The sequence below is a fragment of the Aeromonas salmonicida subsp. salmonicida genome, assembly GCF_001643305.1.
Taxonomy (GTDB): domain Bacteria; phylum Pseudomonadota; class Gammaproteobacteria; order Enterobacterales; family Aeromonadaceae; genus Aeromonas; species Aeromonas salmonicida.
Genome location: NZ_LSGW01000032.1, coordinates 15306 through 32471, shown reverse-complemented (window position 1 = coordinate 32471; position 17166 = coordinate 15306). Strand labels below are relative to the sequence as shown.

Here is a 17166-nt window from a genome sequence, read left to right as displayed (position 1 = left end):
TAACGACGAATGGCTGCTGCATTTAATGTGACCCGATGGTGAGGGGCTTGTTCCTTGTTGTCAATTTAATGACCAAACAATGAATATTTCGTGACCATGAAGCCATGCAAACTGTGATCCGGATCGGGCCGTCACACTCATTCTGTGATGAAAGCGTCATCATGACGCTTTGCTGCTGGTCTGTACCTGCCTTGCTGCTTAGTCTCTCAATAATGGATGGAGGTACATGTATGAATCCCAAGGTAGCGGCACGTCAGGCAAGATTGCTCCGCATGCTGGAGAGCAAGGAGGAGATCCGGATCGGGCGCGAGCAAGATTGCCCCTTGCCACTGGCACAGCTGGTGAGACTCAGAGAGGATCATCCCGCCGTGCTCAAGGTCTATCGTCACGGGCTCACCGCCGAGGTGTTTCATCTCAAGGTGGAGGGGCATCACTGGTGCCTGAAACGGCGAAGGCATGACTCCCTGGTGGCCAATATCGACGGCAAGACCGCCTTCCTGACCGAGCTGGAGCGGCGCCGCGAGATAGAGGCGCTGCGTGAGCTGCATCCCACCATTCTCTCTCACGTTGTCTGTACCTGCTTTGGCTCGGCCAGGGCAGGGGTGCTCGTTTCTCCCTGGTTGCGAGGGGTGCCGGTACACGACCTCAATGAGCGCAATCTGGCCCAGATGCTGGCGGTGCAGGCCGAGCTCGCCCATTGGGGCTGGTTTGACTGGGATCCGAGCCCGGGCAACCTGCTCGATGATGGCCAGCAGATCGCCGTGTTCGATTTTGGCTACATGTGGCCGTTCGATCCCCGCCATGAATTCAACTCAAACGGCCTCTCCGATCCCCAGTTTCATGTGCCGGAACGACTGGAGACCCGCACCCTCTCGGGTCTCTGGCTCGACGATCCGGATCCGTTGCCGCAGTTTCGCTACTGGCGTGGCCTCTGTCTGAGCTGGGTGCAGCGCGAATTGCAATATCTGACCCGGGAGGGGGCTAGCTCGGCAGTACTGGCTCGATTGCAAGGGTTGCAGGGGGAGTGGCGCTCGGCACTGGCAAGCGATGACGTGCTGGCCGCCAACTGGTGGCGGGACATGTATCGCAGCCATCGGCTCGATATCATGGATGACCTCAGCGGCAAGAGCTGCGGCCCGCTCACTTTGCGCCGGCTCGACTGGCTTGAGAAGGCGGTGGCCGACCATTTCGCCGAGCTGGCGGATAATCTGGGGCCTGACGAGGCTGGCTATAGCCAGGCAGCATTGCTGGCCAGACTCGCGGGTCTGCGTGAGGAGATCCGCACCTGCCTGTTGCCGGTGCCGACTCTGGTAGGGTAGGGGCTGGTATCTGCATCAATGACATGGGCATCAACGACAAGAGGGGCACCCTGAGTGCCCCTCTTTTATGCCGTGTCAAACCTTGGCTGGCTCAGTCGAGCAGCTCCTGGTGGAGGCGGTTGACGATGTGGCCCGCTTCTTCTTCCTTGACCAGGAAGCAGAGATTGTGGGCACTGGCGCCATAACAGATCATGCGGATGTTGTGCTCGCGAATGGCGTCAAAGACCTGACTGCCTACACCGGCCGCCTCGCTCATGCGGTTGCCGATGAGCGCCACCAGTGCCAGACCGGTTTCCACCTTCACCTTGCACAGCTGACCCAGCTCGGCCAGCACCTTGTCGCTGAGCACGGGCTCGCCGTTGCTCTGGCTGCCGGTGTGATCCAGGGTGAGCGACACGCTCACTTCCGAGGTGGTGATGAGATCCACCGAGATGCGGTGGCGGGCCAGGATGCCGAACACCTCGGCCAGGAAGCCGTAGGCGTGGAACATGTTGAGGCTGTGCAGTGTGACCAGCACTTGCTGGCGGCGCAATGCCACGGCGCGAAACAGCGGGTTGGTGCTGGTGCTGGCGCGGATCCAGGTGCCGCCGGCGGCGGGATCCTTGCTGGAGCCGACAAAGACAGGAATGTCCTGGCGCACCGCAGGTTGCAGGGTGGCCGGGTGCAGCACCTTGGCGCCAAAGGTAGCCATCTCAGCCGCTTCCACGAAGCTTATTTCAGGAATGGGGCGTGCGCGTGTCACCAGTCGCGGATCCGTGGTGTAGATGCCGGGCACATCGGTCCAGATCTCTATGCTGCCCGCATCCAGCGCTTCGGCGAGCAGGGCGGCGCTGTAATCGGAGCCGCCGCGACCAAGCGTGGTGGTGCGGCCATCGGCATCCGAGCCGATGAAGCCCTGAGTGATGATGAGGCTGTCGCCGAGCAGGGGCCCCAGCGCCTGTTGGCAGAGGCCGCGAGTGGCACCGAGATCCACGGTCGCCTTGCCAAAGCGGCTGTCGGTGCGCATCAGCTGGCGCACATCCTGCCAGTGGGCCTTGATACCACGCTGGTGCAACAGCTCGGTGAAGAGGCGGGTAGACATCAGCTCGCCACAGGCGATGAGCCTGTCAGCCAGCTCTGCATCCGTATGCTGACTGGCCTGGCGGGCCATGGTGCGGATCTCGCCGAGGGTGGCATGGATCAGGGTACTCACGTCGGCGGGATCGCCCAGTGCCGTCAGTATGGCCTGCTGGATCTCGGCCAGTTTGGCCAGCTGTGCCTCCTGGCCTGCCTCGTCCAGATCGCCCTGGGCCAGTGCCACCAGCAGATTGGTGACGCCGGCGCTGGCGCTCAGTACCACCACCCGGGTTGCCGGATTGGCCAGTACCACATTGGCGCAGTTGTTCATGGCCGCGGCATTGGCGACACTGGTTCCGCCAAACTTGGCGACATTCATCGGGCTCATTGCTTACTCCTGTCTTAATATAAAAATCCGGTTCCATCGGGCAAAAAGAGAGGAGGAGGCTGAAAATGGCAGGAATGAGAGAAGCTATCCCGGCCAGAAGCACTCCACCCGCAGAGCCCATCCCGTACCCGCCCCTGATGGGGCGCGGTGGGGGATGACCACTACCGATGACAACCCGGGGGATTCAGCCCCCGCAGCCGACGTTGAGGTATCCAGTTGCCTCACCCGTCTCGGCGCTGCTCCCCCTGACCCAAGTTCATCGGACGCTGGTGTCCTCCCTTGGGCTGCCTGGGCAGCGCTCCTCTTCTGGCTCCACCGCAGGCGGTGGAGTGCAATTAGAAATACCCTGTGCTGGATTGCACTGTCAATCGAGATTGTGAAAAAGTTAACAATCGACGACAACTCGGCACAAGATCAACAAGTTACGAAATGGTTTTTGACAAAACCTTGGAGCGGCGCTGCCAGTTGTAGAGCCGTTGCCGTTCCACCGGCAGGTCTTCCACCTCCAGCGGATCGAAGCCCCGTTCCCGGAACCAGTGAATGGAGCGGGTAGTGAGCACGAACAGGCGACGAATGCCGAGCCGCTTGGCCCGCTCGGCCACCTTGGCCACCAGCTGATCCCCCCGATTGGAGTTGCGATACTCGGGGTGAATGGCGACGCAGGCCATCTCCGCCATCGCCTCTTCCATGAAGCAGTAGAGCGCCGCGCAGCCGATGATGAGGCCGTCGCGCTCTATGATGGTGAACTTGTCTATTTCCATCTCCAGCTGCTCGCGAGAGCGACGCACCAGAATGCCGTCCTCCTCCAGCGGGCGAATGAGATCCAGAATACCGCCAATGTCTTCGATGGTGGCGGCGCGGGCCTGCTCGGCGCTTTCCCGCACTATCTGGGTACCGAGGCCGTCGCGACTGAACAGCTCCTGCAACATGGCGCCGTCATCCTGATAGCTCACCAGATGGGAGCGGGGCACGCCGCCCCGGCAGGAGGCAATTGCCGCACGCAGGTAACGGGCTGTGCCTGACATCTCTTCCCCCGCCTGCTCCAGCTCCACCAGCAGCTCCTCGGCCTGCTCGGGGAAGAGTTCCGAGATGGCTTCGCCGTGTCTGTCCATGACGCCCTGGGTGCTGCTGAAACAGATAAGCTTGTCGGCTTTGAGATCCACTGCCACCCGGCGGGCGACCTCTTCCGAGCTCAGGTTGAAGCTCTCGCCGGTGACCGAGCAGCCGATGGGGGAGATCAGCACCAGACCCTTCTGATCCAGCTGGCGGGTGATCCCCTCCACGTCGATGCGGCGTACCCGACCGCTGTGGCAAAAGTCGATGCCATCATCCACCCCCAGTGGCTGGGCGGTGACGAAGTTGCCACTCACCACGCTGATGCGGGCCTCCTGCATGGGGGTGTTGGCCAGCCCCATGGAGAGCTGGGCCGTGATGTCGTACTGCAGTCCGCCACACACTTGTTTGATGATGGCGAAGCTCTCGTCATCGGTGACCCGGATCCGCCTGTGGTACTGGGCTTCGATGCCCGCGCGAGCCAGTGCCTCGTCGTTTTGCGGACGTGAACCGAACACCAGCACCAAACGAATTCCCAGTGTCTGCAGCAGGGCGATATCGCTGACGATATTGGCAAAATTGGGGTGGCAGATGGCTTCCCCTCCCATCATCAGCACAAAGGTGGCGCCTCTGTGCACATTGACATAGGGGGTAGACTGCCGAAAGGCATAGACCAGGCTGGGTTCGCGTTCACGCACTTGAGGCTTCTTCCATAAAAAAACAGCAATGGGCTCAATATATGAAAATAAATTCACAAATAAAGACTAAATATTGATTTTGCCATTTTATGCCACCATTTTGTCCGCTTGATGACGCTGAAGAAAAACGAGAGACGAGAAGGCGGTGAAAAATACAGCAACACCAGTCTGGCTGTGGCCTTGGTTGATCCCGGCTCATAACCTGTTATCTTCGAGACTCCTTTTCGTCAGCTGTGCGATGACACAGGTTTTTATACAAGGACAGGGTTCATGGAACAGATTATTTCACCGGCAGATGCACTGCCGGGACGCCGCGATGCGATGGTGATTGGCCAGCAACATGCCGTCAATGGTCACCCGACTCAGGGCCCCTGGCCTGAAGAGATGGCAGTAGCCTGGTTTGGCATGGGGTGTTTCTGGGGTGTTGAGCGTCTGTTCTGGCAGCAGCCCGGTGTTTACTCCACCGCCGCTGGCTATCAGGGTGGCGTCACCCAGAATCCCACCTACAAGGAGGTGTGCAGCGGTCTGACCGGTCACGCCGAAACGGTACAGGTGGTATTTGACCCCAGCGTCATCAGTTATGCCGCCCTGCTCAAGCTGTTCTGGGAGCAGCATGATCCGGCCCAGGGCATGCGCCAAGGTGGCGATGTCGGTACCCAGTACCGTTCGGTGATCTTCTATGGCGACGAGACCCAGCAGGTGATCGCCCAGCAGAGCCTGGCCGCCTATCAGCAGGCCATGATGGCCAGTGGCGACAGCCGTGCCATCACCACCCGCATCTTGCCGCTGGCGCCCTTCTATTACGCCGAGGATTACCATCAGCAATATCTGGAGAAAAATCCGGAAGGGTATTGCGGGCTGGGGGGGATCGGATTCTGTTTGCCGCCGAGCCTCAATCGCTAACAGATGGTGCCATGCTAGATCACCCCTGCTTTGATACCAAAAGAGGCCGCATTTGCGGCCTCTTTTACGCCTGATGTCGACTGACTGTCGGCGCAGTGAAAAAAATCGTAAAAAAATATGTCACGAACGGGAACTAAATAGAATTGGCCCTGCCGAACTAAGTAGCTTCCAAGGATGGCAGCCAAGACCAGACACATTTCTTGCCTCGACCTTCACTGAACGCCACTGAAAAGCTGGATAGATTGAAATGATAGCAAGCAGGGCTGCCCATTGAGGCGGCCCTTTTCATGTGTGCTGTGTGCGGAAAAATGCGGGCGTCTGGGTCGGCGCCACGGCGATCAGGTGTCTCGACGGATTAGCTGATGGCGCCGTCAAACAGATTCTTGATGAGGTCGATGAACTCTTCGAGGAAGGCTTGCTGGGCCGGGGTTGGGGCACGCAGCCAGACGGCGGAGAGCACCTCTTCCAGATCGGCGACCACGGCATCGGCTTCCTGCATGATCATGAAGCGCAATTTGGGATCGAGCTGCGGGTTCTGTTCGCAGATGGCCATCAGGTTGCTCGCCACCCGGCTGCTCACCAGATCTTCGATGGTCTGTTCACCACCGCTCTGCTGCTGGGCTTCAAACAGTCCCAGACTCTCCACCAGATACTCAATCAGGGCGATATAGCCTTCGCTTTCTACAACCATGGCGGCCTCAATCCTCAACAATACGAAAAAACTGTGCGTATTTTAGTGGCTGGTCCTAGCTTGGCAAGCGGCAGTGCAGACGATAGCGGATAAAACTGACTCCACCCCGCTCCACGCTTTCCAATCCGGTCAGCTCAAAGCCATAACGTAAAAATAGCCCATAGCTGAAGGCGCTGGCTTCCGTCGTCAGGGTCTCGATGCCGAGCCGACCGGCCTGGCTGAGGGCAGTGGCGAGCAAGAGGCCGCCCAGCCCCTGGCGTTGATGGTCGGCGCTCACATAAAGCAGGCTCAGGTGACCATCGTCGCTGAGGGTGACGAAGCCAAGCACGGCGCCGGCTTGCTCCAGCACCCAGCCGTGGTGTTCACGCAACTGGCTGACAAAGCCCGGATGATGGGCGCCGAGTGCCCACTGCACTACCTGCGCCTCGCGTAGTGCTCGGGGCCGCGTTGGCGCACCGACTGCTCGAACAGTGTGATGAGGGCGGGGATATGCGGCTCGCTCAGCGGGACTATTTTGGGCTGCTCCGGCATGGGGTGGCTCACAGTGTCGGCGCTTGCGGCCGTTTGGCCTTGGGCAGGCCGGCGACCACCCGCTCATAGGAGTGGCGCACCCAGCCTTGCCAAAGATCGCTGGCCAGGGTGTTGCTCAGGGTAACCGTGTTCCAGTGCTGCTTGTTCATGTGCCAGCCGGGTTTGACCTCGGGATGGATCTCCCGCAGCAGCAGGGCGAGGTCGGGCTCGCATTTGAGGTTGATGGTGAGCGGCTCTGCCTGCCAATCCACCAGCGCAAACATCTTGCCTGCGATGCGATAGACCAGGATCTCCGGGCCGAAGGGGGTGTCCTCCTGAGCGCCCGGCAGGGTCAGCAGAAAGGCTCTCAAACTCGTCAACTCCATGGTCACGCTCCTCGCCAGTTGCCATGCAAACGTATTTTTTAGGTGAAAATATCTGCTAAGATGCGCGCCTACTATACCCCAATGCCGTCGATGAGGGAGTCGCAAGATGCTGTATCACAAGACGTTCGAGCTTGGCCCCGACAGGGATTGGGTGGTATTCGTGCACGGCGCCGGTGGCAGTTCCTCCATCTGGTTCAAGCAGCTGCGCGCCTATCGCGAGCACTTCAACGTGCTGCTGCTGGACCTGCGTGGCCACGGTCAGTCCCACCAGTTGCAGCAGGTGGTCAAGGGTCACTACAGCTTCCGGGCCGTGACCGAAGACATAGTGCGCCTGCTCGATCACCTGCGTATTTCCTCCGCCCACTTCGTCGGCATCTCCCTTGGCACCATCCTCATTCGCCATCTGGCGGAGCTCTGCCCGGAGCGGGTCAAGAGCATGGTATTGGGCGGCGCCATACTGCGCCTCGACATCCGCTCCCGGGTATTGGTACAGCTCGGCCGCCTCGGCCAGCATATCCTGCCTTACATGTGGCTCTACCGGTTGTTCGCCTTCATCATAATGCCGCGCCAGCACCATCAGGAGTCGCGCAACCTCTTTGTGCGCGAGGCCCGCAAGCTCTGCCAGAAGGAGTTCAAACGCTGGTTCCGCCTCGCCACCGAGGTCAACCCCCTGATGCGCTACTTCAAGGAGCGCGCCCTGCCGATCCCGACCCTCTACGTGATGGGGGAGGAGGATCATATGTTCCTGGCACCGGTGCGCGAACAGGTGGCCCGCGATGCCAGCTCTTCTCTGGCGGTGATCGAACAGTGTGGTCATGTCTGCAATGTGGAGCAGCCGGAGCAGTTCAACCGCCGCACCCTGGCGTTTCTTAAATCCCTGGCCCGTGGCCGTAAATAAATCTTCGCCCAATCTCCTGCACAGGCAAAGCAGGGGATATAGTCAGCGCTTATCCAGTATCTTCGATGCTACTGGAATAGCCGTACCAGCGAGATGGGGCTAAGCCAGCACGCTGGCATTCCCTATCACAGCATTCTCTTTTTGGTCGGTCAGGTGGCGAAATCAAGAAAACCCCGGCAGAACAAGTTCTGTACATACAGTCGGGTTTATGGGATGAATAGATAGGTGGGGATATTTGAATGCGTACATCTATTTTTGTTATATTATCGTGGCTTAGGCAAGCAATCTGAATAATGCGCTATCACTGAAAATATTTCCTTTTGAATGGTTGGTATACCAGTAAGTATGCCCATTCCCTGAAAAGCGATAACGTTTAATCCATTGCTTATGCGAAATAACTGCTCGATGAGTTCTGGTGGTGCTTTATTTTTTGTCCAAAAAACAGCATGAATTCCTGAGTGAACAAATGAATTTAATGGCAACCAAGAGCTGTCTTTGAATTCATGAAATGAAATTAACAGGCTTTGAATTTGTGGTATTTTATCTAGTTCACAAAGCATACCATGGACTGAAGGAATGTTTTTACTTGCTTGTTGAGATTCTGCATTCAGAACAGCATCTAGTTTTTCGACTTGTAGATCAGTAGCACAATACAGAACCCAGACACTTCTTACTAGTGCTTCGTATTGAGAGCGTAGTGTTGTACCTATCCCCAGTATCAAACCTTGTGAGCATAGTAATCTAACCGCGTCGGAAAATTGCATCGAGCTAATCGCTAATGTTAAAGCAAGTTTGGTTCTTGCGTCAGCCTTATATATAGGGTGGTCTACAACCTCGCTCAGTCTCGCTAACATTTGATCAGTCTTGATAAAATCCATGGAAATAGCCTCATGAAAAAATTAATTTTTATTTATAGCTAAAGACCCAGAGTCATGAGCAAAAGGGATTTCTTTTTATAGTTTATCTGTACTATAGTTCACATTGATGTAATTATTCTCTAATGATTTACCACCATGCGACATTGATAGTTCGATTTCAGTGGTTAGGAATAACATGTCATTCAATACAATCGTTATTTTTTGGTTTTTTTATTTTCGTTATAGTCATCTAGTGCTGCTTGTAACCAACTTTTATGTTCCTGTATATTTGTTACTACCCATGCAATGAACTTTTCAGAATATCTAGCTCTATCAGTAAAGTTGTACATGTCTGAGTTCGGATTCTTTTTTATCTTATGCTTAAATACAATAGATTGAAACGAGTGTCTATTTATCTTGTGAGTTTTTTGTTTCATGTTTATCGCTAGTATTGCATCATCGGTAAAATACGGATGGGTATCATTGAGATCTTTCGCTTGAGTTATGATTATTGCCTTCTGTCCTTGCTCTCCTGTGCTTAATGTTAGGTCGGATTTATTAGGGTTTCGAACGAGAGCAAGTTTGTACTCGATATTAATGGAAAACTTATCGGAGTTTAATTCTCTATTAGTATGTTCAAAGGATTGAATAAATTTTGCAACCTCTGTTGCTGCTAGTACCCCATAGTTTTTCTGAATAACACTTATTTCAGGCGTAGGCCCGTCGATGACTAGGCTAAGCATTCCCACGCTTTGTCCTGCAAGAGGTGAGTTACCCATTTGGTTTTTATATCTTTCTTGATAATTAAAAACATTGGCTTGGAATAGGCGTGAAAGTTGTGGTTGCAACTCCGGAATAAGCAAGTGTGTTGCTTGATCTCGAAGTGAAATTAATGTATCAATGTTACGCTTTACTGGATCACTATTTTGAATTCTCAGTGAAAGTGCATCAGAGATTGAGATGCTTTTCCCATTTTTATAAAAAACCTTCTCTTCACCTAATGCATCTAGTATCTCAGCTTTTAAGAAAAGCTCCCATGAATTAACCATCAAAATGGTAAATGCTTCAACTCTATTACATAAGCTAGGCCTATTATAAACTTCTAATGCGAGGGTAAATGCGTCAAGGCTCCTTTTTATTAACTGTTGGTACATTCTTTCCTGTGGTGTTATTTCTTTTGATGAAGTACTTTGAGACATAAGTCTAATGAATTCATCATTTGAGATTTTTGTTAGACCTTTAGAAGTAAAGCTGTTATTTCCAGATTTAAAAATGAATTCTCCTTTTAATTTTTAATTTTTAATTTTTAATTTTTAATTTTTAATTTTTAATTTATATATTTAATTATACTCTTAGTATTGTATCCAGTTGCGGCTGCAGCTTGTACCACTGAAAAACACTCGTTGCTTTCTTCTTTTTCTCTGAAAAACTCGAGTAATAATATTCGTTTGTCTTCTCTGGTCATTTATATAGCCCATGCCAATTATTTATAGTGTTGAAAACTATCTTTGTGTTCATAGATATTAAATATTGTCATTAAAACTAGCTCTGTAATCTTTGGATAATGTAATCTTGTAACGCAACCCCTTGTAGTTTTTGCTTACATCCATTGACTCTCACCCAAGTATGGCCAGATGAGTTAAAATGTAAGCCAGATAAGTTTGATTTAGGGACACGAACCTCAAGAACATAACTACCATTTGTTCCAATCACATCATGGAATATTACATTTATTCTTGTGGGATCAATTGATGGTTCAATAGTGTTTATTTTCAGATTGATGGACTTTCTTACCTCATCCTTTAATTGGCTATCTAATCTTAAGCTTTTTACTATACCATCATCTTGAATGTCCCAAAATATACTTCCGCCTGAACTGTTGAGGAATGCAAGTATATATTTATCGACAATGTTTTGGATCGATTTAGTTGGGTTTTGGCCTTTTACCTCTTTAAACTCATTATGTAAATCTTCTTCTAAGATACATTTCTCACCTTCACTAAATCTATACGCTTTTAGTGAGGCTGGATTTTCAAATTCATCAGGTAGTGATTCAAAGAACACTCTAAGATTTTTGATAGTACGTGATGCCATCTGCACTGATTTAGACATTTTATTTATTGAACCATATTCACGGATCAAAGAATTAAGTTCGCTTAGAGCTCTTGACTTGCCAACAAGTTGCCCCCAAGTTTCTATCAATCTATTGCGCTGAGGGCCACTTTGCATTCCTCCAGGATAATATTTCACGTTTACCACTTCAAATGTAGTTTGGAGGCTCCAATTTTTATAAATTAACAAGTTTACACCTCAATATGTAAAATGTAATAAGGGAAAATAAGTCAGCTATATTGGATGCTTGGCATATATCCATATGTTTATACCAATTATTGAATACCATCATGTGTATAAACGAGAGTCATTGATGTGTATCTAGACACACGTGATGGCAGTATAAAGAGATAGCTACCGCACTGGGTTACAGCTCCCCGAGTGCTGTTATTAACCGAATATAAGAGAGACAGACCATCGCCACTCCTTGGCTACCTTTGAGGCACTGAGGGCCGGATGAGTAGCCTATCAAACGCTGACCTCTCCTGTTGAGTAAAAACACAGCCAACCCGTGGGTTTTGAATGAAATCTTGATGGCGGTCAGATTTTGATGTGGAAAGGTCGAGAGAAATGGGGGTGGGGAGGCGGCTTTTCCTCTTGTTGTTACACCGCCCGGTTAAGCAAGCGCGGTGATATCCCTTGCTTATCAATGCCTGTCACCGCGATTGACAGATCTTGGGTCGACCGGCGAACCCGCCTTCCCGTCAATTCAGCGCCCCTCTTTTTTAAAACCCAGCAGCCAAGGCACTATGGTCAGAATAAACAGCGCTATCAGGGTGGCAAGCACCGCAGTGGATTCTCGGCCCATGCCAGCGGCAATGCCGATGGCTGCCGTGACCCAGATACCGGCTGCCGTTGTCAACCCCTGGGTTTCTGTCTGTCGGGTGCCCAGAATGATGGTGCCGGCCCCCAGAAATCCCACACCGGCAGTCAGACCCTGCAACACCCGGGTCAGATCAGCGGTTGATGCCCCTGCTTGCTGGGGGATCAGAACGAAAAGGGCGGCACCAATACTGACCAGCATATGGGTGCGGATCCCGGCGCTTTTCCCTTTTTGTTCGCGCTCGTAGCCTAATAGACCACCCAATAAGCCGGCTACCAGCAGACGTAATACAATCTGCGTCATCTGCTGGATATCTTGAATATCCGCAAATTCAGACAAGACAGTTTTCCATATTTCTTGCCACATAAATTCCATCCTTGTACTTGCAACTTACCGACTGAACATAATGAGACGTTCATTATTTCGCCATCAGGGACGAGCGCATGAGCTCTTCTTGGGCTGAGAGGCATGCAGGTTGAAAGCGTATCAAATGGCGATTGACTCTGTTGAACAAAACCTTATCCAACCTGTGGAATTTGAATGCAATTTTGATGGCAGTCTGGCTTCTGCCTGTGCTGGTGTGGGGATAGCTGAGTAGGGAAGTGTCTATAGGGAGAAGGTCTGATGCAGTGGTTGGCCTTGTTGCTGTGTGGCTCTTCGCTTGTTGCCAAGCGTGTTGGGTTGGCAGACGGGGTGAGCGAATGGCGCACAAGATTTCTTTCAGTTACCGGCCTTCCTGTTGCGATATGGGTTGTGCTGTCTGCGTCTTGTTACCCAAGTCCTTGTAACAGCTGGTTACAGATCTCCATTCGACTGGCGAACCCTCCCTCCAGTAAATTCAGCGGCGATTGAATGCACCTCACATAACAAAGCAATTGCAAGGAACAAGCGTCAATGAGAATGCACCACAAAGCCATGCTGGCCATCGCCTGCACCGCCGCCCTGTCCGCCTGTGACAGCGAGAAAGCCGCCAACAGTATTGCCAAGCGCGCGCCGCTGCCACTGCCTGATGCGGGTCTTTACGAAGCCAGCCTGTTGAGCCGCGATAATGACAAGGCGTCGTTCAAGATGATCAAGGGGCTGGAAGGGATGGCACTCATCTATCCCAAGGCGGATCGCGAGCAGCATTGGGGTGTCTGGGTCGACAAGGATGCGGGCAAGGTGGCGACCAACAGCGAGTGGATCGGCAAGGCGGCTCAGAAAGAGAACAAGGATGGGATATACCCCGTCTTGCTGGAGCGTACCTCCGAGCGTGGCAACAAGGTCGATAGCCAGAGCAATGACCACAACCTCATCAGCTTCCGTGATCAGACAGTGATTGACGTGAATGGCAAAGAGGTCAAGCGCTGGACCTTTGACTTTACCCGTACCGGCACCCAGTTCCGCGAGCCGGATCAGAGCACGACCCTCTACCCATCCTGGAGCGGCCACGTCGCCGTCAGCAAGCTGGCCACCCGGGCGATCAGCAGCGACAGCTGGTCAGTTGCAGACGATGAGGGCTTCGCCGACGCCATGGTGGGCCAGATCAAGAGCACCAACAACAGCGGCTCCCTGACGGTGGAGATGGAATTCCCCAGCGCCGGTTGCACCCTGACCGGCAAGGGCAAGGCCGATCAGCACAATGGCCTGAGCAAGCTGACCGTGAGCGGCTTTGGCAAGTGCCGCTTCAAGGCCTCGAGCGATTTCACGCCGATTGAGAATAAATGGGTGCTGAGCCTGGCCAACGCCAGGGACGGGGCTTTGGCCTATGCCGCCGCGTTCACCATCCCCAATACCAAGCAGACTGCCTTGGTGGTTGGTTTCCCCGAGCAAAACGGTCTGGTGCTGATGGCGGACAAACAGCCCTGAGCCACTGTTGAAGCCGCCTTGGCTGACGCATAGCGCAGCCGAGGTGATGACCGACCGAAGTGTTTTATGTTCCACCCCGTGTTTACCCCGGCCATGCCGGGGTCTTTTTGCTGGAATGAAAGCCTGCGTCGGTGAGGACCGGGGTTGTTATGTGCAACCGTATGGGGGGATTGGGTGTGAGCATTCGCAGCCATTGCGCTCAATACCCCGTCATCTCCAGATACCCCAGCCCCTTTGCATCCCCTGATACCGTCACTGCCCCCTCCCAATAGTCAAAGCGGCCTGTCATAGCCTGATTGGGCTGGCGGGCACGAATGGTGAGGTTGAGATCCCCAGCGCTTAGCTGCCATTCGACGGGGTAGGGCTGCCCCTTGGGGCCGCGCCAGGTCTTGCCCGGGGTGAGGCGTATGCTGTCGGGGGAGAGCACCCGGCTGCTGCCGTCCTGTTCAATCAGGATGCCGTAGCGGTTCTCCGGTTCGGGACGACCTTCCTTGGTGCGCAGGCGAAACAGCATCAGCTCGCGGCCATCGCTTAATTGCAGCGAGAACCAGTCCCAGCCTGACTGCCAGTCGGCCAGTACCGAGCTGCTCCACTCATGATCAAACCAGCCCTGACCCGTGACCTGGCGCGCCTCGCCATCGAGGGTCAAAGTGCCGGTGAGCGTCAAGCGTGGGTAGGAGTAGTAAAACGAGGCGTTGCCCGGGCTCTTCTCGCTGTAACCCTGCTTGCCCTGCAAGACCACCGGCTTGGCGGCATCGACCTTGAGGTTCAGCTCGCCAATCTTGCTCTGCACTTTGAGGGTGGCGGGAAAGAATGCTTTCCCCTGTGAGGCAAGCACCCATTCCCTGAGCCAGTACTCGCCGCCGCTGGCACCCGCGAGTCCGGGGCCCTGACGGCTGGTGCGCTCATCCTGTTGGTGGCTGCCTTTGCCGAGGTCAGTGATGGCAAACTGGGCCAGCCAGAGCTGGGGAGTGAGCCAGGCGTTGTCCGTTTTTATCTGCTGCTCAATACCCTGGCGAAACAGGGTCCACTGCATGCCATATTCGCGCCCCTGCTCATCCTTGAGGTTGCCGGTGAGATACCACCACTCGGAGCGGTAGTCGGGGTGGGCAGCGTGATCGGCGGGCAGCGTGATGGGCTGGCCCGGCAGGGCCTTTTTGAACTGATCGCTGCGGCCACCGAGGATGGTGCCCAGATCGTTGGCCCAGGCCGCCCCGCCATACAGGGTGCAAGTGAGCAGCAGTAGCCAGACATTGCGTTTTTTCATACCACTTTCCTTGCGGCAAACCAGGATGCGAGCGCCGCGCACACAGGGGCCAGCAACAGGGCCGTGACGGCATGCAAGGGGGCGGCCTCGAAGGCGAGACGCCAGCCAAAGGCGCGGGGGTTGACCACCTCGATCAGCACCCAGGCCAGCCCATAACCCACTGGCAGCGCCAGCAGCGCGGTGAGCAGCCCCAGGCCCGCACCTTGCCACACCAGCAGGCGGCGACAATGACGCGGGCTCAATCCCAGACTCTGCAAGGTCTGCAACTCGCTGCGCCTTGCCAGCCCCAGCACCATGAAGGCCGAGCCTATGCCGACGAAGGCGATGCCCAGGATCAGCAGTTTAAGCAACTCGGTCACCACAAAGGTCTGATCGAACACCTTGAGGGCGGCGGCGTGAATGGCAGGGGCCGCCAGCAGGTTGACCCTTTCGCCAAAACGGGTGCGCAGGCTGTCGGCCAGTTGCTCCGGCGTTTTGCTAAAGAGGGCGAGGGATTGCACTGGGCCATCTTCAAAGGCGTGCAGAACTTGCCCCTTGTCGCTGCCGTAATCCTGATAGACGCCGGTAACGGTGAGCTGCCTTAGGCCCTGTTCGCTGGTGATGCTGAGCGTCTGGCCCACTCTGACTCCGAGTCGCACCGTCAGGGGTTCGCTTGCCAGCACCTCGTCTGGGGTCGCGGGCCAGCGACCGGCCAGCAGGGGATAGGCCGCTTTGAGGGGCGGGATAAAGTCCATTTGTGCCCACTCGATGGGCTGCCCCTGCCAGCGGGCGGACTGCACAGAACGCCGCGAGGCTTGCTCTACGGCGGGGTTGGCGAGAATGGCATCCAGGGTGACCTTGTTCAGTATGCCCCTGCCGCCCGCCGCGCCCTTGGGGGCGGTGACATAGAGATCGGCGGCCAGACGCTGGTCCAGCCAGATCTCCACGCTCGAGCGAAAGCTCGACACCATGACGCCTATGCCGATGGCTGCGGCGATGGCCAGTTGCAGTGCCATGACGGCGATGGCGGTGCGATCCAGATGATATTGGGTCTCGGCTACCGCCAGTTGGGCGGTCAGGTTGCTGCGCCCGTGCTGGCGACCCATGCGCAGGCGCAACTGACCCAGCACCCAGCGCAGGGCATCCGGCAGCCAGAGCGCCATGGCGAGCCAGCGCCGACGCCACGGATGGGTGGCGGGGCGGCTGCTGCCCTCACGAAGCTCAAGGGGGGACTGGCGCAGCAGTTGCCACCAGCCGGGCAGGTTGGCGGCAAGTGTCCCGCCAAGGCCAATCAGCAGTGCCTTGAACAGGCTGATGGGGGAGAGGCGCAGCAGGTCGATGGGATTGGGGCCATAAAGGTCGGCCAGCGCCTGGGTCAGTTGTCCCATGAGGGTGAGGGCCAGGAGGCTGCCGAGCACCAGTCCGAGCAGGGTGCCCAGAGTGGCGAGAAGGAGCAGCTCCAGTACCAGCCAGTGCAGGACCCGGCGAGGCGGCAGCCCCAGAATGATCAGCTGGGCCAGCTGGGGGCGACGCACGCTCTGCACAAAGCGCTGGGCATTGAACACCAGAAACAGTCCCACCGCCATGGCGAGCAGAGAGAGGGCGGTGAGGTTGAGCGCCAGCGCATCGCCGAGCTGGTTGGCATCGAGCGCCGGGCTGATGGGCTCGAGCCAGAGCGGCTGATGGGGGAGATAGGCTTGCAGGGTCGCTTGCAGTGTGCGGGCCTCGGCGTTACTTAGCTTGAACACGATGCGATCCAGCCTTCCTGCCTTGCCCAGCATGTGTTGGGCCAGACCTATGTCGGTCACCAGCAGCCGTTCCATGGGCACGGCGCCGGGCTCGAAGGTGCCGGCGAGCGTCAGGATCAGCGGGCGATCACCCTCGCCACCGCCGCTCAGCACAAAGGTGCGGGACTGGCCCTGCATCCAGCCTAGCCGTTTGGCCTCCGGCGTCGCCAGCCAGACGCTGTCTGCCTGGTTCAGGGAAAAAGAGGGGGCTTCTTTACTCGCGCTGGCAAACAGCTGGCTCAGGGGGCCGGGGTTGAAGAGATCCATCCCCAGCAACTGGACGCTGCGACCCTGCTCATCTTTGAGCCAGGCGTGCAGCTGTGGCATGGCATTGAGGCTTGGTTGGCTGCGCACCAGTTTGACGTAAAGCTGCTCATCCAGGCGACCGCTCGGGGCCAGTCGATAGTTGGCATCTCCCGCCAGCTGGGTGCGGGCTGCGACGAAGTTGGTGCTGGCGCTGTGGTTGAGCAGATCAATGGCCACCACCAGCGAGACCCCCAACATGAGCCCGGTCAGACTCATCAGCAGCAGCCAGGGATGCCAGCGATAGAGGCGCAGCAGCGCCTTCAGCGGCAGCATAAGGCGGCCTCG

General features: G+C 55.5%; 14 protein-coding genes, 1 pseudogene and 1 riboswitch. Of the genes and pseudogenes, 4 read left to right on the top strand and 11 right to left on the bottom strand.

Features of this window, described 5'->3' with window-relative positions; translation table 11 throughout:
* The first annotated feature begins 230 nt into the window (after nt 1-230).
* Nucleotides 231-1319, top strand: a complete 1089-nt coding sequence (locus AXW79_RS02340) for a protein kinase family protein (protein WP_005310460.1) — start codon at nt 231-233, stop codon at nt 1317-1319.
* 91 nt (nt 1320-1410) lie between these two features.
* Here AXW79_RS02340 and lysC read toward each other — a convergent pair whose 3' ends face one another.
* The gene (lysC, locus tag AXW79_RS02335; RefSeq protein ID WP_005310462.1) at nt 1411-2763 is read right to left on the bottom strand and encodes a lysine-sensitive aspartokinase 3; all 1353 of its coding nucleotides are present in this window, start codon (nt 2761-2763) and stop codon (nt 1411-1413) included.
* 89 nt (nt 2764-2852) lie between these two features.
* Nucleotides 2853-3077: riboswitch (Lysine riboswitch) on the bottom strand.
* Between the two features lie 108 nt (nt 3078-3185).
* Nucleotides 3186-4514 (bottom strand): amino-acid N-acetyltransferase, encoded by a 1329-nt coding sequence (gene argA / locus AXW79_RS02330; RefSeq protein WP_005310464.1) that lies wholly within the window; start codon nt 4512-4514, stop codon nt 3186-3188.
* Between the two features lie 270 nt (nt 4515-4784).
* On the opposite strand from argA, the gene msrA reads away from it, so the two are divergent.
* Nucleotides 4785-5417: a peptide-methionine (S)-S-oxide reductase MsrA gene (gene msrA, locus AXW79_RS02325; protein ID WP_005310466.1), complete on the top strand. Its 633-nt coding sequence runs from the start codon at nt 4785-4787 to the stop codon at nt 5415-5417.
* A gap of 355 nt (nt 5418-5772) precedes the next feature.
* Here msrA and AXW79_RS02320 read toward each other — a convergent pair whose 3' ends face one another.
* The 3 genes and pseudogenes from AXW79_RS02320 to AXW79_RS02310 form a co-directional block, all read right to left on the bottom strand.
* Nucleotides 5773-6108 carry a DUF3802 family protein gene (locus tag AXW79_RS02320; RefSeq protein ID WP_005310468.1) on the bottom strand — a complete coding sequence of 112 codons (336 nt, stop codon included), beginning with the start codon at nt 6106-6108 and terminating at the stop codon, nt 5773-5775.
* Between the two features lie 55 nt (nt 6109-6163).
* Nucleotides 6164-6639 (bottom strand): annotated as a pseudogene (locus AXW79_RS02315) (GNAT family N-acetyltransferase).
* Nucleotides 6640-6647: 8 nt separating this feature from the next.
* Nucleotides 6648-7004, bottom strand: a complete 357-nt coding sequence (locus tag AXW79_RS02310; protein ID WP_005310474.1) for an MmcQ/YjbR family DNA-binding protein — start codon at nt 7002-7004, stop codon at nt 6648-6650.
* Between the two features lie 106 nt (nt 7005-7110).
* Here AXW79_RS02310 and AXW79_RS02305 point away from each other — a divergent pair, with 106 nt between their 5' ends.
* Nucleotides 7111-7902, top strand: a complete 792-nt coding sequence (locus AXW79_RS02305; protein ID WP_005310476.1) for an alpha/beta fold hydrolase — start codon at nt 7111-7113, stop codon at nt 7900-7902.
* A 263-nt stretch (nt 7903-8165) separates the two neighbouring features.
* Here AXW79_RS02305 and AXW79_RS22005 read toward each other — a convergent pair whose 3' ends face one another.
* From AXW79_RS22005 to AXW79_RS02295, 4 genes are all read right to left on the bottom strand, one after another.
* On the bottom strand, nt 8166-8780 hold the full coding sequence (locus tag AXW79_RS22005; protein WP_073531738.1) for a DUF6988 family protein: 615 nt from the start codon (nt 8778-8780) through the stop codon (nt 8166-8168).
* A 194-nt stretch (nt 8781-8974) separates the two neighbouring features.
* Nucleotides 8975-9958: a DUF3644 domain-containing protein gene (locus tag AXW79_RS02300; protein WP_196764792.1), complete on the bottom strand. Its 984-nt coding sequence runs from the start codon at nt 9956-9958 to the stop codon at nt 8975-8977.
* 343 nt (nt 9959-10301) lie between these two features.
* Nucleotides 10302-11060: an ATP-binding protein gene (locus AXW79_RS22000; protein ID WP_005310480.1), complete on the bottom strand. Its 759-nt coding sequence runs from the start codon at nt 11058-11060 to the stop codon at nt 10302-10304.
* 520 nt (nt 11061-11580) lie between these two features.
* Nucleotides 11581-12069: an MgtC/SapB family protein gene (locus AXW79_RS02295; protein ID WP_011898851.1), complete on the bottom strand. Its 489-nt coding sequence runs from the start codon at nt 12067-12069 to the stop codon at nt 11581-11583.
* Nucleotides 12070-12594: 525 nt separating this feature from the next.
* Here AXW79_RS02295 and AXW79_RS02290 point away from each other — a divergent pair.
* Nucleotides 12595-13542, top strand: a complete 948-nt coding sequence (locus AXW79_RS02290; protein WP_005310485.1) for a hypothetical protein — start codon at nt 12595-12597, stop codon at nt 13540-13542.
* Nucleotides 13543-13741: 199 nt separating this feature from the next.
* On the opposite strand, the gene AXW79_RS02285 is transcribed toward AXW79_RS02290, so the two are convergent.
* Nucleotides 13742-14809, bottom strand: coding sequence for a lipocalin-like domain-containing protein (locus AXW79_RS02285; RefSeq protein WP_005310487.1), 1068 nt, complete (start codon nt 14807-14809; stop codon nt 13742-13744).
* Nucleotides 14806-17154, bottom strand: a complete 2349-nt coding sequence (locus AXW79_RS02280) for an ABC transporter permease (protein ID WP_005310489.1) — start codon at nt 17152-17154, stop codon at nt 14806-14808. Before AXW79_RS02280 ends, AXW79_RS02285 begins: the two co-directional genes overlap by 4 nt.
* Nucleotides 17155-17166 lie beyond the last annotated feature (12 nt).

Excerpts from the sequence above, each read along its gene's own strand:
- AXW79_RS02340 (WP_005310460.1), top strand. The coding sequence starts at position 231 with ATGAATCCCAAGGTAGCGGCACGTCAGGCAAGATTGCTCCGCATGCTG.
- lysC (WP_005310462.1), bottom strand. The coding sequence starts at position 2,763 with ATGAGCCCGATGAATGTCGCCAAGTTTGGCGGAACCAGTGTCGCCAAT.
- msrA (WP_005310466.1), top strand. The coding sequence starts at position 4,785 with ATGGAACAGATTATTTCACCGGCAGATGCACTGCCGGGACGCCGCGAT.
- AXW79_RS02320 (WP_005310468.1), bottom strand. The coding sequence starts at position 6,108 with ATGGTTGTAGAAAGCGAAGGCTATATCGCCCTGATTGAGTATCTGGTG.
- AXW79_RS02310 (WP_005310474.1), bottom strand. The coding sequence starts at position 7,004 with ATGGAGTTGACGAGTTTGAGAGCCTTTCTGCTGACCCTGCCGGGCGCT.
- AXW79_RS02305 (WP_005310476.1), top strand. The coding sequence starts at position 7,111 with ATGCTGTATCACAAGACGTTCGAGCTTGGCCCCGACAGGGATTGGGTG.
- AXW79_RS22005 (WP_073531738.1), bottom strand. The coding sequence starts at position 8,780 with ATGGATTTTATCAAGACTGATCAAATGTTAGCGAGACTGAGCGAGGTT.
- AXW79_RS02300 (WP_196764792.1), bottom strand. The coding sequence starts at position 9,958 with ATGTCTCAAAGTACTTCATCAAAAGAAATAACACCACAGGAAAGAATG.
- AXW79_RS02295 (WP_011898851.1), bottom strand. The coding sequence starts at position 12,069 with ATGGAATTTATGTGGCAAGAAATATGGAAAACTGTCTTGTCTGAATTT.
- AXW79_RS02290 (WP_005310485.1), top strand. The coding sequence starts at position 12,595 with ATGCACCACAAAGCCATGCTGGCCATCGCCTGCACCGCCGCCCTGTCC.
- AXW79_RS02285 (WP_005310487.1), bottom strand. The coding sequence starts at position 14,809 with ATGAAAAAACGCAATGTCTGGCTACTGCTGCTCACTTGCACCCTGTAT.
- AXW79_RS02280 (WP_005310489.1), bottom strand. The coding sequence starts at position 17,154 with ATGCTGCCGCTGAAGGCGCTGCTGCGCCTCTATCGCTGGCATCCCTGG.